We start from the raw sequence: 12,450 nt of genomic DNA on the forward strand, positions 1-12,450 counted from the left end.
CGGCGCAGACTGCGGACGAAATCTTCGCGCGCCAGGGCATCGTGGGCCGGCTCGCGTCGACTGCCTCGCTCAGCGCAGTGCTGCGATGATTTTCCAGGCGAAGCTTTGTGCATAGTTGCCTTGCGCTGCGCTGATTTCCTGTCGGTAGTCGAGCACCTGCATCCCGCTTGCTGGAAAGCCTGCGTCGGTGACTTCCGCCGGCCAATCGACATGAGTCACGAATCGCGCAAACGTTTCGTTGTTGTTGAAGCTTTCCCAGTTGTGCATGAAACGCTCCACGGGATTCGAACCCCGCGGAATCTCCAGATGCAGCATCATGCCGCCTGGTCGCAGCAGCCGGTGGCACTCGCGGAAGATGCGTCCGATGGCCGAACGCGACGTCTCGTGCAACATGATGTGCGAAACCACGAGGTCGAAATGCCGATCGGGAAAATCGGTGCCCTCGGCGTTCTGCTGGCTGAAGTGGATTGGAACGGCCAATGCTTCGGCGCGCGCGTGCCCGTAGCGAAGTACCGGCGCGCCGATGTCGATTCCATGCACGTGCGCCTGGGGAAATTCTCGCTTCCAGCACAGCGTGCTATTGCCTATGGCGCAACCCAGGTCGAGTATGCGCCGCGGATCGAATTGCGCAGCCCTCTGGCGGAGGAATCCGACCAGCACATCGCCCATGAGGTCGTTATTCGTCCCGAGCGCGCCATTCAGGTAAATGTTAATTCCGGCGTCGTAGATCGCGCCGGCCGCGATATCGTCCGGCTGTTGGTCCTGATGGTAACCGCCCGGCTGCAGATGTATGTCCGCGTTGCGATGGTAGGGCGGGATGACCAGAGCCGGATTGAGCTTTAGTGTTCCGACTCGCTTGCCACTCGCGGCGAGTTGTCTGGCGAGGTCGGTAAGCTGCGGCAGGTCACGCTCCAGCGGCTCGATCACCGACTCCCAAAGCAGCTCCTGGCTGCGCCGCTGCAATGCGCTCCAGAATTGATAGTAGCCGTCCTCGAGCATGAGGTTGCGCACTTCCTGCTCATCCTGCGGTTTGCGCCCGTGGCGCGCCATGAATCGTGGCTCCGCACGGGCCGAATACAGCTTGTACACACCCGGCATGACCCGGCTCGATAGATGTGCGCGCAAGCCGCGCACGAAATCCTGCCGTGCATTGTCATCGTGCTGTAATCGAGGGCACATGGCATGGCGATGCAGGCGGCGGCTCATGAATCGTTTTTTTCCGTGAGGCTGCGCCGGTAGTCTTCGAACGGTCGCAGGACCTCGTCGACGATTTTCGCGCGCAGGGCTCTGCGCTCGGCTTCCGCGCGATCATCGGGCTCAAAGGCCTCGATTTTGCGACGATCGAGCCGCCCCTCGGTCTCGAGTACCCGCTCCAGTGTGTCTATTCGCATCAGCGCCACGGCCAGTTCGCCCGAGAGCGCAAGCAAGGCGGCAATCAATTGATCAACAGTCGGATCGTCGAAGTAATACGGTCGCTTGCCGTCCGGTGCGTGGAAAGTCGCGTCTCGGTTATCGTCCGTCACGACTCGATCAACTCGATCCACTCGCCACCAGCGCCGACACAGACGGCAGCGCGGCGGCCGTGGTATGGCGTTTCCGCTATGTCACGCGGCGTGGCGCGGTAGGACAGTCCGTCGGGGAGCGCGTCGACGGCAAAACTGACCATGCTGATCGCCACGGGTAACTCGCCCGGCGGCTGTGGGCGCGCCGTCGTCGAGGATGGCATGGTATCGAGTTCGATGAATGACTGCCCGGCCAGCGACAGCGCCGCCAACTCATGGGCAGTGTCCCGCGGCAAGTCATGGGCGGCCGACAGTACGCTTATGACGCCCTGCATGGGCGCCGCCGGCGTCGTGCCGAGGTGGCGAGCATAGAACTCGCTCAACTGGGTCACCGACGGTCCACCGACGATCACGATGAACACACGATCGACTGGATGTCGCGCATCCGGGGTGTCGAACTCGGCCAGACGCTCCTTGAACATGGTGAGGTAGAGCGCTTCGTTCGAAGGACCCAACACCTGCATGGCACGGATCTTGTCGCTGAAAGACAAATCGGCCGGCGGCCCGATCACCCGAAACGGGCCATCGGCCAGCTTTTCGGCCAGTGCATCGACATCCTGCACCATGATTTCGGCCGCGTTCCAGCCAAAATGGCCGAAGGGCCGAAAGGAGTTCGCCGACGGTCCCTCCACGAATCGCAAACAGGGGCCGCTATCGCCGCCTGGCAGCATGAGCGCGTACCTGCGTCCGGCGAGGGACGGGCAGGCCCAGAGCGCAGCGAGGCCCGCGTCGATGCGGCCGCGTTCCATCAATTGATAGCCAAGATGAAGTTGATAGACGTCGATCGTAGGCTGCAACTGCGCAACGGCGACGGTTACCGCGCGGATCGGACCCAGCCTCGTCATTGCCGGTTTGCCAGCAGTTGCAGTACATGCCGCAAATCGACGACCTCTGCGTACTTGGCCTGCAGGTCGAACAGGTTGGCCTCATGCGGTCCGCTCGCGCGATCGCCGACGGCATCGCGAACGACGATCGGCACGAAACCATGCTGGCAGCAGTCGACCGCGCTCGCGCGAATGCAACCACTGGTGGATACGCCGGCAATCAGCACCGTATCGACTCCGAGGGCGGTCAGGGTCGATGCCAGGGTGGTACCGAAGAATGCGCTGGCATATTGTTTGGTGATGACGGTCTCATCCGGTCGTGGCTCGAGACCTTCGGCGAAAGCAGCGAGCTCCGGGTGTTGCCCTGCCTCGAAACAGGCAAGCGCCGGCACCTTGCGAAAGAACACGCCGCCATCGCGCCCGCCACGCTGGAACGAAACATTCGTATGGATGATGGGTATCGCGGCGCGGCGCGCAGCTTGCAGCAGCTCGACGGCGGCGGCACGAGCCGACTCGACACCGGCATAGAGCGGCGATCCGGGCACCAGGTAGGCGCGAACAAAATCGATTACGACCAGCGCCAGCTGCCTGCCAGGTTGGAGCGATTTGCCAAAGCCGCCACGCGCATAGTTCTCTTGCAGGGATTCAGTCATGGAGCAGTGCGCCTTCAGATCACCTTATTGGCCTTGAGAATTTCATAGCGCTCGCGGCTCAGCCCGAGCAGATCAAGGTAAACGTTGTCGTTGTGCTCGCCCATGCCCGGACTTGGGCTACGGATTCCGCCAGGCGTCTCGGACAGTTTCGGCGCGACGTTCTGCATTCTCAGATCGCCGAAGTCCGGGTGTTTGGTGGAGACAATGGCATCGCGCGCCTTGAAGTGCGGGTCCTCGAGCATGTCCGGAGCGCGGTAGATCAGTCCCGAGGGCACGCCGAAGTTGTCCATCAGGGCGAGTATTTCCTTGCAGGTCTTGGTGCGTGTCCAGTCCGCAATCAGCTCATCGAGCTCCTGTTGACGCGCGCCGCGCGCCATGTGGCTGATGAAGCGTTCGTCCTTGGCGAGCTCCGGCTGACCCATGGCTTCGGCCAGGCGCGCGAAAACCGTGTCCTGATTGCCGGCGATCAGGACCATCTGGCCGTCGCTGGTGGGATAGACATTCGATGGGGCGACATTTGGCAGTATGGCTCCCGTGCGTTCACGGATATAGCCCGCCTTGTCGTACTCGGTGATGAGCGACTCCATCATGTTGAGCACGGCTTCGTAGATCGCCGAGTCCACCAGCTGCCCGCGCCCCGTCTTTTCGCGGTAGTGCAGGGCCGACAAGGCGCCGACCGCCGCGAACGTTGCAGCGAGTGAGTCGCCGATGCTGATCCCCATGCGCGAGGGCGGGGTCGCGGGATCGCCGCAGACATAGCGGAGCCCTCCCATGGCCTCGCCGACGGCGCCAAATCCAGCCTGCCGGGAGTAAGGCCCGGTCTGGCCGAACCCGGATACCCTTATCATGATGAGCCGTGGGTTGATCTTTGACAGGACGTCCCATCCCAAGCCCCATTTTTCCATGGTGCCGGGCCGAAAATTCTCAAGCAAAAAATCAGATTCCGCGACTAACTCCTTGAGAAGGCTCTGACCTTCAGGCTGCCGTAGGTCCAGAGTGACGGCCTTCTTGTTGCGCGCGATCACCGGCCACCACAGGCTCTTGCCATGGGCTTTCTCGCGGCCCCAGTTGCGCATCGGGTCACCCTGGCCCGGCGGCTCGATCTTGATGACTTCGGCGCCCATATCGCCCAGTAGCTGGCCGCAGAATGGTCCTGCCAGCAGCGTGCCCAGTTCGATGACCCGCAGGTCCGAAAGGGGGCCGTTGCGGAATTTGGGGTCCACAGTCATGTCTAATTGTCCTCGCTGAAAAGCCTGTTTTTCCGGGTTGGCTGACGTATACCGAGCACCAGATGGGCGGTCAAGCAAGCGATCGCTTGCCGCCCACGCAGCGTGCTCTATGATTGTCCGTGCATTTAGGCTGGATTGGAGCGAAATGGCAATGGCCAGGCGCATCGAAATCGTCGAAGTGGGGCCGCGGGACGGTCTGCAGAGTGAGCCTGGCGTCATGGCGACCGCGACCAAGATCCAGTTCATCGATCGCCTGATCGGCTGCGGCGTGCGGCGTCTCGAGGTCACGAGCTTCGTAAATCCCAAGCGTGTGCCGCAGATGGCGGATGCAGAAGCCGTTCTGGCCGGGCTGACCCGCCGCGACGACGTCCACTATGTCGGCCTCGTCCTGAATCGCCGCGGATTCGATCGCGCCCTCGCAGCGGGCTGCAACGAAATCGGCATGGCAGTCGTTGCCAGCAACACTTTCAATGAGCGCAACCAGGGCGTGACGACCGAACAATCCATCGCCGCCTGGCTGGATATTGCGAAGGCGGCACACGCCGCCGGGATCCGCGCGCAAGTGACAGTCTCGGCCGCGTTTGGTTGCCCATTCGAGGGTGAGGTCAGGATCGATCGGGTCATCGAGATCGCTCGCCGTGTCGCCGATGGCAATCCGCACGAAATCGCATTTGCCGACACCATCGGCGTGGGTGTGCCGGCGCAGGTCACCGAGTTGTTGACCCGCGCCCGCGATGCGCTGCCGGGCATGCCGCTGCGTTGCCATTTTCACAACACCCGCAATACGGGCCTTGCCAACGCCTATGCGGCCGTCGAGGCCGGGGTCAGCGCGCTCGATGCGAGTACGGGCGGAATTGGCGGCTGCCCGTTCGCCCCTGCGGCCACGGGCAATATACCGACCGAGGATCTCGTCTACATGCTCGCCCGAAGCGGAATCGACTGCGGTATCGACCTCGATGCGCTGATTGCAACCGGCCAATGGCTGGCTGAAGCGCTCGGTCGGCCCGTTCCTGGCATGTTGGTCAAGGCTGGAAACTTTCCGGGCGCACTGCCGAGCGCGGCTTGATGCCAAGGCCGCGCGTGCGCCGGCAATTGCCACGACGGAACTAAACTCGGATACTCAACAGGATTCACTGGAAGGACAGGATCAATATGTCGTACCGATTGGGAGTCGATGTAGGCGGCACGTTTACCGATCTGCTGCTGGTCAACGAAAAGACCGGCAAGAGCTGGAGTGCGAAGATACCGAGCACGCCGCAGGATCAATCGATCGGCGTACTGAATGGCATCAGTCGCGTCTGCCAGAACGCCGGCATCGATCCAACTGAGATCGATCACGTAATGCACGGCACCACGGTCGCAACCAATACCGTGCTGACAGGCACGGGCGCCGTCTGCGGCCTCGTGACTACCAAAGGCTATCGGCAGGTGCTGCAGATCGCACGCTCCTACGTACCGGGCGGATTGGGTGGTTGGGTGATCTACAACAAGAGCCTGCCGATGGCCCCGCTCGCGCTCACGGTCGAAGCGGACGAGCGCATCAGCGCCAAAGGCGAGGTTGTACACAAACTCGACGAGGACAGCCTGCGGCGTAGTCTGCGCGATCTCAAGGGACGCAAGATCGAGGCCCTGACCGTATCGCTGATCAATGCCTTCGCCAACGATGCCCACGAGAAACGCGTACGCACGATCGCCGCGGAGGAATTGCCGGGCGTGCCGGTATCGCTATCCTCGGAAGTCGTCCCGGAAATGCAGGAATACGAACGCACCGTCACGACGGTTGCCAATTCGTACGTGCGCCCGCGCGTTTCAAAGTATGTTGCCAGCCTCAAGAGCAAGCTCGAGAAGACCACCAGCAAGGTCAAGCTGCACATTCTGCGCTCCGATGGCGGACTGGCTTCCGCCGCATCGGCCGAAGAGTACCCGGTCAACCTGTTGATGTCCGGGCCAGCCGGTGGCGTAACCGGCGCGCTCTGGGTCGCCCTGCAGGCGGGCTTCAAGAATCTGTTGACCATCGACGTGGGTGGCACCTCGACAGACGTGGCGCTCATCCAGGACGGTGAACCCAGACTGCGTCGTGAGACCACCGTCGGTGACGTCACCGTACGGGCCTCGTCGGTCGATATACGTACGGTGGGTGCTGGCGGTGGGTCGATCGCCCATGTACCGGAACTCACCAAGGCCCTGCGCGTCGGTCCGCAGAGCGCCGGTGCGGATCCAGGCCCAGCGGCCTACGACCGTGGAGGCACCGAGCCGACCGTCACCGATGCGAATGTCGTGCTGGGCTATCTGCCCGAAATGCAGCGTCTCGGCGGCGACATGGAACTCAAGCGTGACCTGTCCGCTCAAGCCGTGCAGAAAATCGGCGCAGCGCTAGGCCTGTCCAAGAAGGATGCGGCCCTCGGAATCTACAATATCGTCAACGAGAACATGGTCGGCGCACTGCGCCTCGTGTCGGTCGAGCAGGGTTACGACCCCCGCGACTATGCGCTCATTTCCTTTGGCGGAGCGGGTCCGCTGCACGCCAATGCGATTTCGCGGCTGCTGGGATCCTGGCCCTCGATCATCCCGCCGGGGCCGGGTGTGCTGTGTGCTCTTGGCGATGCGACGACGGCCGTGCGCGATGAACGCGCGCGCACTTTCGTGCGCAAGTTCTCCCAGACCAGCGCGAAGGAGGTCGCGAAAACCTTGCGCGAACTCGCGAACGAAGCGTCTGTTGCGCTCGTCAAGGAAGGTGTGCCGAAGAGCGACATTTCGACGCAGTTCCAGGTGGACGTCCGTTATCACGGCCAGGGCCTTCGACTTACGGTCAACGTATCGCTGCAGGACCTCGAGAAGAACGGTCTCAAGGCGATCTCGGAACCCTTTGACGAGGAACACAAGCGCCTGTTCACATTCGCCCTGAGTCTCGAACATGAACTGGTCACGCTGCGCGCGGCGGTCCGTGGGCGAGGAATCCGCGTCACCCGGCCAGCCATTGCCAAGGGCTCGGCCGATGCCAAGGCTGCCATCGTCGCAACGCAGGCGAGTTACATGGATGGGCGCGACGTCAAGGCCAAGGTCTACGACCGCGCCAAATTGAAAGCAGGCAACAAGATCGCAGGCCCGGCGATCATCATGGAAATGGATTCGACAACCGTGATCCTGCCGAAGCACCATGGACGCGTCGACAAGTTCGGCAACATTTTGATTTTCCCCGATGGCCACAAGGCAGCCGGAGCGCCCACCAAGCGCAGGCGGTCGAGCCCGTCACGCAAGAAGTGACCGCCGCCCGACGTAACGCCAACACGTAACAGATTCAGGAGACGCAAATGCCGGCAACTATCATTGAACCGAACAAGAAGCGCTGCAAGAAGGTCAAGGTCGACACCGTGACGATCGACATCATCGAGAGCGCGCTGCGCAATGCGCGCTATGAAATGGATACCGTGCTGTTTCGTACCGCAATGTCGCCAGGCATCCGCGAGCAGCACGATGAATTTCCAATGATCGCAAACCTTGAAGGAAAGATGGTCGTCGGCCAATTCGGCTCGTTCATCTGGGGATTCATGCAAGGATACGATGGTACGGTCGAAGAGGGCGATATCTTCCTCACCACCGATCCCTACTCCGTCAATGGCGCAATCAGCCATGCCAATGACTGGCTCATGCTCATGCCGATCTACAAGGACAAGCGGGTCATCGCATGGGCCGCCATGTTTGGCCATATGACCGACATCGGCGGCAAAGTGCCGGGCTCGCTTCCGACGGATGCCCGGCAGATCTTCGAAGAGGGTATCGTTGTGCCGCCCGTCAAGATCTACAAGAACGGCAAGCTGCAGGAAGATGTGCTGCGCGTCATATTGCACAATTGCCGTCTACCGCACTGGAACCTGTCGGATTTCAATGCCATCGTGGCAGCGTTGCGCACGGCCGGAAATCGTTGCCGCGAAATCGCTCGCCGCTTCGGTGATGATGTTTTCTACTCGGCCATGGATGCGATGCTCGAGCGCAACAAGCGCGCCATGCGCGAACTGATCCGGCGCACCGTCCCGGAGAAAAAGCAGTATTTCGAGGACTATATCTGCGACGACGGCATGGGCAGCGGCCCGTACAAGATCGCCTGCAGCATGTGGCGCGAAGGCGATAAGTGCATATTCGATTTCACGGGCACCGACCCGCAATCGGTTGGCTCGATCAATTTCCTGCTCAACGAGGAAATGTTCAAGATGTTTGCGGGCGTGTACATGATCATGGTGTTCGACCCGCAGATCCTGTTCAACGACGGCTTCTATGACCTCATGGAGGTTCGCATCCCTCCGGGAACCTTGCTGAAGCCGCTCAAACCGGCGGCACTTTCCTGTCGAACCCATGCGCTGGGTCGCATCTTCGACATCCTGGGAGGCTTGCTCGGCCAGGGCAATCCGCAATTCATGTGCGCGGCAGGATTCTCGGACAGTCCGCATTTCATGTACTCCGGATACGACCGCAATGGCGAGTGGTACCAGCTCTACCAGATCGGTTTCGGTGGTATCCCCGGCAAACCTTTCGGAGATGGGCCGGACGGCCATTCACTGTGGCCTTCGTTCACGAACGTGCCGAACGAGTTTCTCGAGAGCTACTTTCCGTTGCGAATCGATGTCTATGAAACGCTCGCCGACACTGGCGGTGCAGGCAAGCACCGTGGTGGCAATGCGCTACGGATCGGCTACCGGTTCCTCGAACCGGGCGAGATTTCGATTCACGACGATCGTTGGCTCACCTATCCCTGGGGCGTCAATGGCGGCTTGCCGGGCGCACGCAGCACCAAGATCCTGGTGCGAACCGATGGCACTCGCGAACTGATGCAGTCGAAGTGCGACCGGATCCGCGTCGAGGCCGGCGATCTGCTTTATTTCGATACCTGGGGAGGCGGCGGCTGGGGAGACCCCCTGGAGCGCGATGCCGCGCAAGTAGCCTTCGATGTTGATGCGGGCCTCGTGACTCGCGAGGGAGCCCGCCGCTATGGCGTCGTTTTGCGAGACGACCGCTCCGTCGATCAGGAACAGACCAGGGCTCTTCGGCAGCGCATGGCGAGCGAGCGGGGTGAGGTCAAGTTGTTCGACCGCGGTTTCACCAGCATTGATGAACTCAAGGCACGCTGCGAGAGCGAAACGGGCCTGGCTGCGCCTGTGCAGCCCCAGTTCACCAAATGGGCAAAAGTGGCAGCGGAATCCGCGCTGCGCAAACGCGGCAAAGCGGCGTGAGCGACGACCCGTACAAACAGGTTGGCTACGGCGCCTATGACATAGGCTATGGCGAAAAACCGGCTGTGCTCTGCGTTGACTGGCAGGTTGCGTTCACCGATCCGCGATTTCCGCTCGGCAACCTGCCCGCGCTGCACCGCGCACGTGACAATACGGTCAGGCTGCTCGATGTCGCTCGCGCAGCTGGTGTGCCAGTCGCAGCCTGTTATACGGCCTATTGCAGTCAGTCCGACATGCCATTGTGGAAAGTCAAAGCGGTCCGCGAAGAGTTCATCTACGGTCATGAGTGTACGGCGATGGACCCCCTGATCGACCACCCGGACAATTTCACCTACTGCAAGAATGCGCCGTCGATGTTCTTTCAGACGCCGCTGATTACCTACCTCGTGCGTCAGAACATCGATACCGTGATCGTCACCGGCTGTACGACCAGCGGCTGCGTACGCGCGACAGTTGTCGACGCTTTTTCCTATGGTTTTCGGGTGCAATTGGTTGACGACTGTTGCGGCGATGCGGGAGAGGGGCCACACAACGACGTTTTGCGCGATTGCGGACGCCGTTATTGCGATGTCACCAAACTGGCCGATGTGACCCGGCAATTGCGTGTTGGCCAGTCGCAACGCCAGGCTCCGGCCGCCTGATGCGCGCCAACCGGGCAATCGCGGTACGCTTTCGGCTTGTCGCGCTTGCGCTTTTGGCAATCGGCGCGATCAGCGCAGCGCATGCAGCCGAGAGCAGCGCGCGGAGTGACTACGCAGCAGCCGCAAGGCTGACGGCGGATTCCGCCCGCGGCCGGGAGCTGTTTGGAGTCTGTGCCGCCTGCCATGGCGTTGACGGCAACGGCCAGAGGGATGGATCCATACCCGCCATCGCGGGCCAGCATCGCAGTGTTCTGCTGCGTCAGCTGATCGATTTTCGACATCAGCGACGATGGGACATCCGGATGGAGCACTTCGCGGCGAGCAAGCGCTTCCCCGATCTTGCTGACCTTGTCGATCTGGCGGCCTATGCCTCGTCTTTACCGGTCAGGCCAGGTCGGGCGCAGACGGGCAATGGCACGGAGCTACGTAGCGGTGTATCGGCCTATCTCACCAACTGCTCGCGTTGCCATGGTACGAGCGGGCAGGGCGATTCAGCAAAGGACGTGCCGCGGCTAGCTGGGCAGCACTACGAATACCTGGTGCGGCAGATGCACGACACCATGGAAAACCGGCGTCCCAACATGGCGCCAACCCATATCGACCTGCTGCGTCGGGTATTGGACCGCGATGTAATCGACGGTATAGCGGACTACCTCTCCAGGCTGTGTGCCGACCGGGCCTGCTCCGGACCGCCGCAGAATCAGTAGGCGGGCGACGGCTGCTCGCGAATCCCACTGACGAAATTCCCTGGTTTGACGACCAGGACATCGGTTTGCAGCAAGTCGAACAGTTGTTCCGCCGTATTGCCGACAAATATGCGGCGAATCGCTGAGCGCGACACGGCCCCCATGACAGTCACCGCAACGCTGTTTGCAAGCGCGACCTTGGTGATGTTCGCGGCGATGTCGCCTTCGGTCAGGTGACAACGGCTCGATGGCAGCCCCGTGGCTTTTGCGATCCGGCGCAACGCGCGTGCGGCTCGATCGCGTTGTCGCTCCGTAAGGCCGCCGTCCTCGCCGAGCGGAACCGGTTGCCCGAGTCCGACCGGCATGAATTGCTGCATGGGGACGAGATTGTGCAACATGTGCAGTTTGCCACCGAGTTGGGCGGCGAACTTCATGCCCGACCGAAGTATCTGTTTGTCGAGCGCTGCCGGCTTGGCGCGGCTGTGAAACGGATCGATCGACGCAAGGATATTCCGACTGCGCTGCCAGTTGGCAATTGGTTTCATCAGCAGCAACGGCAACGGACAGTGACGAATCAGTTCCCAATCCGTGTTCGATAACATCAGGCGAGCGGCACGCGCGTGATGATGCGTTTCGATCACGATCATGTCAGCCTTGATCGCCAGCGCACGGCGCACGATTGCCTCGTGCGCGGGGTAGTCCCAATTGACCGCGGTACGGACTGCGACAGCACGAAGGGCGGGGGCCTCCGCCAGTTGATCGAGCGAATCGAGCACCGTGCGTTCAATTCTTGTCATGACCTGTTGGCGCATCCGGCGACCTGCGCTGCCGCCGAGCGACACTGACGTGACAGGTGCATCGATCGCGCAGTACAGCTCGAGTTCGGTCCCTTTCTGCCTGCCGAGTACCGCGAGTTTGCCGAGCGTAGGGCGCGCGAGACCGTCGCCATGTTGAACTGCAATGAGGATTCTCTTCACGGTGCGTCGACCCCCCGCGTCTTGCCCGCCATGGCATCGTCGATACCGATCACCATGCGAACCAACTGTGCCAACGAACCTGCGCACATCTTCTCCATGACCCTGGCACGGTGAATTTCAACCGTGCGCTGACTCACGCCGAGATCCGCTGCCATGACCTTGTTTGGCCTGCCGGTGGATACCAGGCGCAATACCTGCATTTCCCGCGGCGTCAGGGACTCGTAACGCGCGCGGATTTCCGCCAGCGAGGCAAGTTCCGAGCGTTGCTTGCGATCCAGTTCGAGGGCGCGCTGCACCCGATCGAGGAGGTCCTGGTCGCGAAACGGTTTTTGCAGAAAATCCATTGCTCCGTGCTGCATTGCCTCCACGGCCATGGGCACATCGCCGTGACCCGTAATGAAGATGACCGGCAAGGTGATGCCACGTTGGTTCAACTGCTGCTGCAATTCAAGCCCGCTCATGCCCGGCATGCGCACATCCAACAGCAGGCAGCCACCCACCTCCGGTCGATAATTCGCAAGAAAGTCATTCGCGGATGGAAAGCTCGTACATTCCATGCCAACGGAGCGCAGCAGCAGCTCGAGCGAATGCCTGACAGCCTGGTCGTCGTCGACAACAAAAACCGTCGGCCTGGTAACCATGGTCAGTGTCCT

At 61.5% G+C, this 12,450-nt stretch carries 12 protein-coding genes; 5 read left to right on the forward strand and 7 right to left on the reverse strand.

Annotated features, from left to right (window positions below; translation table 11 throughout):
* Positions 1 to 69 precede the first annotated feature (69 nt).
* From R3E77_09295 to R3E77_09315, 5 genes are read right to left on the reverse strand one after another with little or no spacing between them, the layout of a single operon-like run.
* Positions 70 to 1,206, reverse strand: coding sequence for a class I SAM-dependent methyltransferase (locus R3E77_09295; GenBank protein ID MEZ5499607.1), 1,137 nt, complete (start codon positions 1,204 to 1,206; stop codon positions 70 to 72).
* Entirely contained in the window at positions 1,203 to 1,523 is a 321-nt protein-coding gene (locus R3E77_09300) for a hypothetical protein (GenBank protein ID MEZ5499608.1), read from the reverse strand. The genes R3E77_09295 and R3E77_09300 overlap by 4 nt, the downstream gene beginning before the upstream one ends.
* Positions 1,520 to 2,407 (reverse strand): hypothetical protein, encoded by an 888-nt coding sequence (locus tag R3E77_09305; GenBank protein ID MEZ5499609.1) that lies wholly within the window; start codon positions 2,405 to 2,407, stop codon positions 1,520 to 1,522. The genes R3E77_09300 and R3E77_09305 overlap by 4 nt, the downstream gene beginning before the upstream one ends.
* On the reverse strand, positions 2,404 to 3,039 hold the full coding sequence (locus tag R3E77_09310) for an isochorismatase family protein (protein MEZ5499610.1): 636 nt from the start codon (positions 3,037 to 3,039) through the stop codon (positions 2,404 to 2,406). Before R3E77_09310 ends, R3E77_09305 begins: the two co-directional genes overlap by 4 nt.
* Before the next feature lie 14 nt (positions 3,040 to 3,053).
* Positions 3,054 to 4,433: a CaiB/BaiF CoA-transferase family protein gene (locus R3E77_09315; protein MEZ5499611.1), complete on the reverse strand. Its 1,380-nt coding sequence runs from the start codon at positions 4,431 to 4,433 to the stop codon at positions 3,054 to 3,056.
* Between R3E77_09315 and R3E77_09320 the strand changes: the two genes are divergently transcribed.
* The 5 genes from R3E77_09320 to R3E77_09340 all read left to right on the forward strand — a co-directional run bounded on the left by R3E77_09320 (position 4,420) and on the right by R3E77_09340 (position 10,841).
* Positions 4,420 to 5,334, forward strand: a complete 915-nt coding sequence (locus tag R3E77_09320) for a hydroxymethylglutaryl-CoA lyase (GenBank protein ID MEZ5499612.1) — start codon at positions 4,420 to 4,422, stop codon at positions 5,332 to 5,334. The genes R3E77_09315 and R3E77_09320 overlap by 14 nt on opposite strands.
* 86 nt (positions 5,335 to 5,420) lie before the next feature.
* Positions 5,421 to 7,532: a hydantoinase/oxoprolinase family protein gene (locus R3E77_09325; GenBank protein ID MEZ5499613.1), complete on the forward strand. Its 2,112-nt coding sequence runs from the start codon at positions 5,421 to 5,423 to the stop codon at positions 7,530 to 7,532.
* Positions 7,533 to 7,579: 47 nt separating this feature from the next.
* Positions 7,580 to 9,493 (forward strand): hydantoinase B/oxoprolinase family protein, encoded by a 1,914-nt coding sequence (locus tag R3E77_09330; protein MEZ5499614.1) that lies wholly within the window; start codon positions 7,580 to 7,582, stop codon positions 9,491 to 9,493.
* A complete protein-coding gene (locus R3E77_09335) occupies positions 9,490 to 10,134 on the forward strand; it encodes an isochorismatase family protein (GenBank protein MEZ5499615.1) in 645 nt (214 codons plus the stop codon). Before R3E77_09330 ends, R3E77_09335 begins: the two co-directional genes overlap by 4 nt.
* Positions 10,134 to 10,841, forward strand: a complete 708-nt coding sequence (locus R3E77_09340; protein ID MEZ5499616.1) for a c-type cytochrome — start codon at positions 10,134 to 10,136, stop codon at positions 10,839 to 10,841. The genes R3E77_09335 and R3E77_09340 overlap by 1 nt, the downstream gene beginning before the upstream one ends.
* Here R3E77_09340 and R3E77_09345 read toward each other — a convergent pair.
* Together R3E77_09345 and R3E77_09350 are read right to left on the reverse strand one after the other, a co-directional pair.
* Complete coding sequence (locus tag R3E77_09345; protein MEZ5499617.1) at positions 10,835 to 11,797, reverse strand: universal stress protein; 963 nt, start codon at positions 11,795 to 11,797, stop codon at positions 10,835 to 10,837. The two genes, R3E77_09340 and R3E77_09345, sit on opposite strands and share 7 nt — an antisense overlap.
* Positions 11,794 to 12,438: a response regulator transcription factor gene (locus R3E77_09350; protein MEZ5499618.1), complete on the reverse strand. Its 645-nt coding sequence runs from the start codon at positions 12,436 to 12,438 to the stop codon at positions 11,794 to 11,796. Before R3E77_09350 ends, R3E77_09345 begins: the two co-directional genes overlap by 4 nt.
* Positions 12,439 to 12,450: the final 12 nt, after the last annotated feature.

The organism is Steroidobacteraceae bacterium, assembly GCA_041395505.1.
Classification (GTDB): domain Bacteria; phylum Pseudomonadota; class Gammaproteobacteria; order Steroidobacterales; family Steroidobacteraceae; genus JAWLAG01.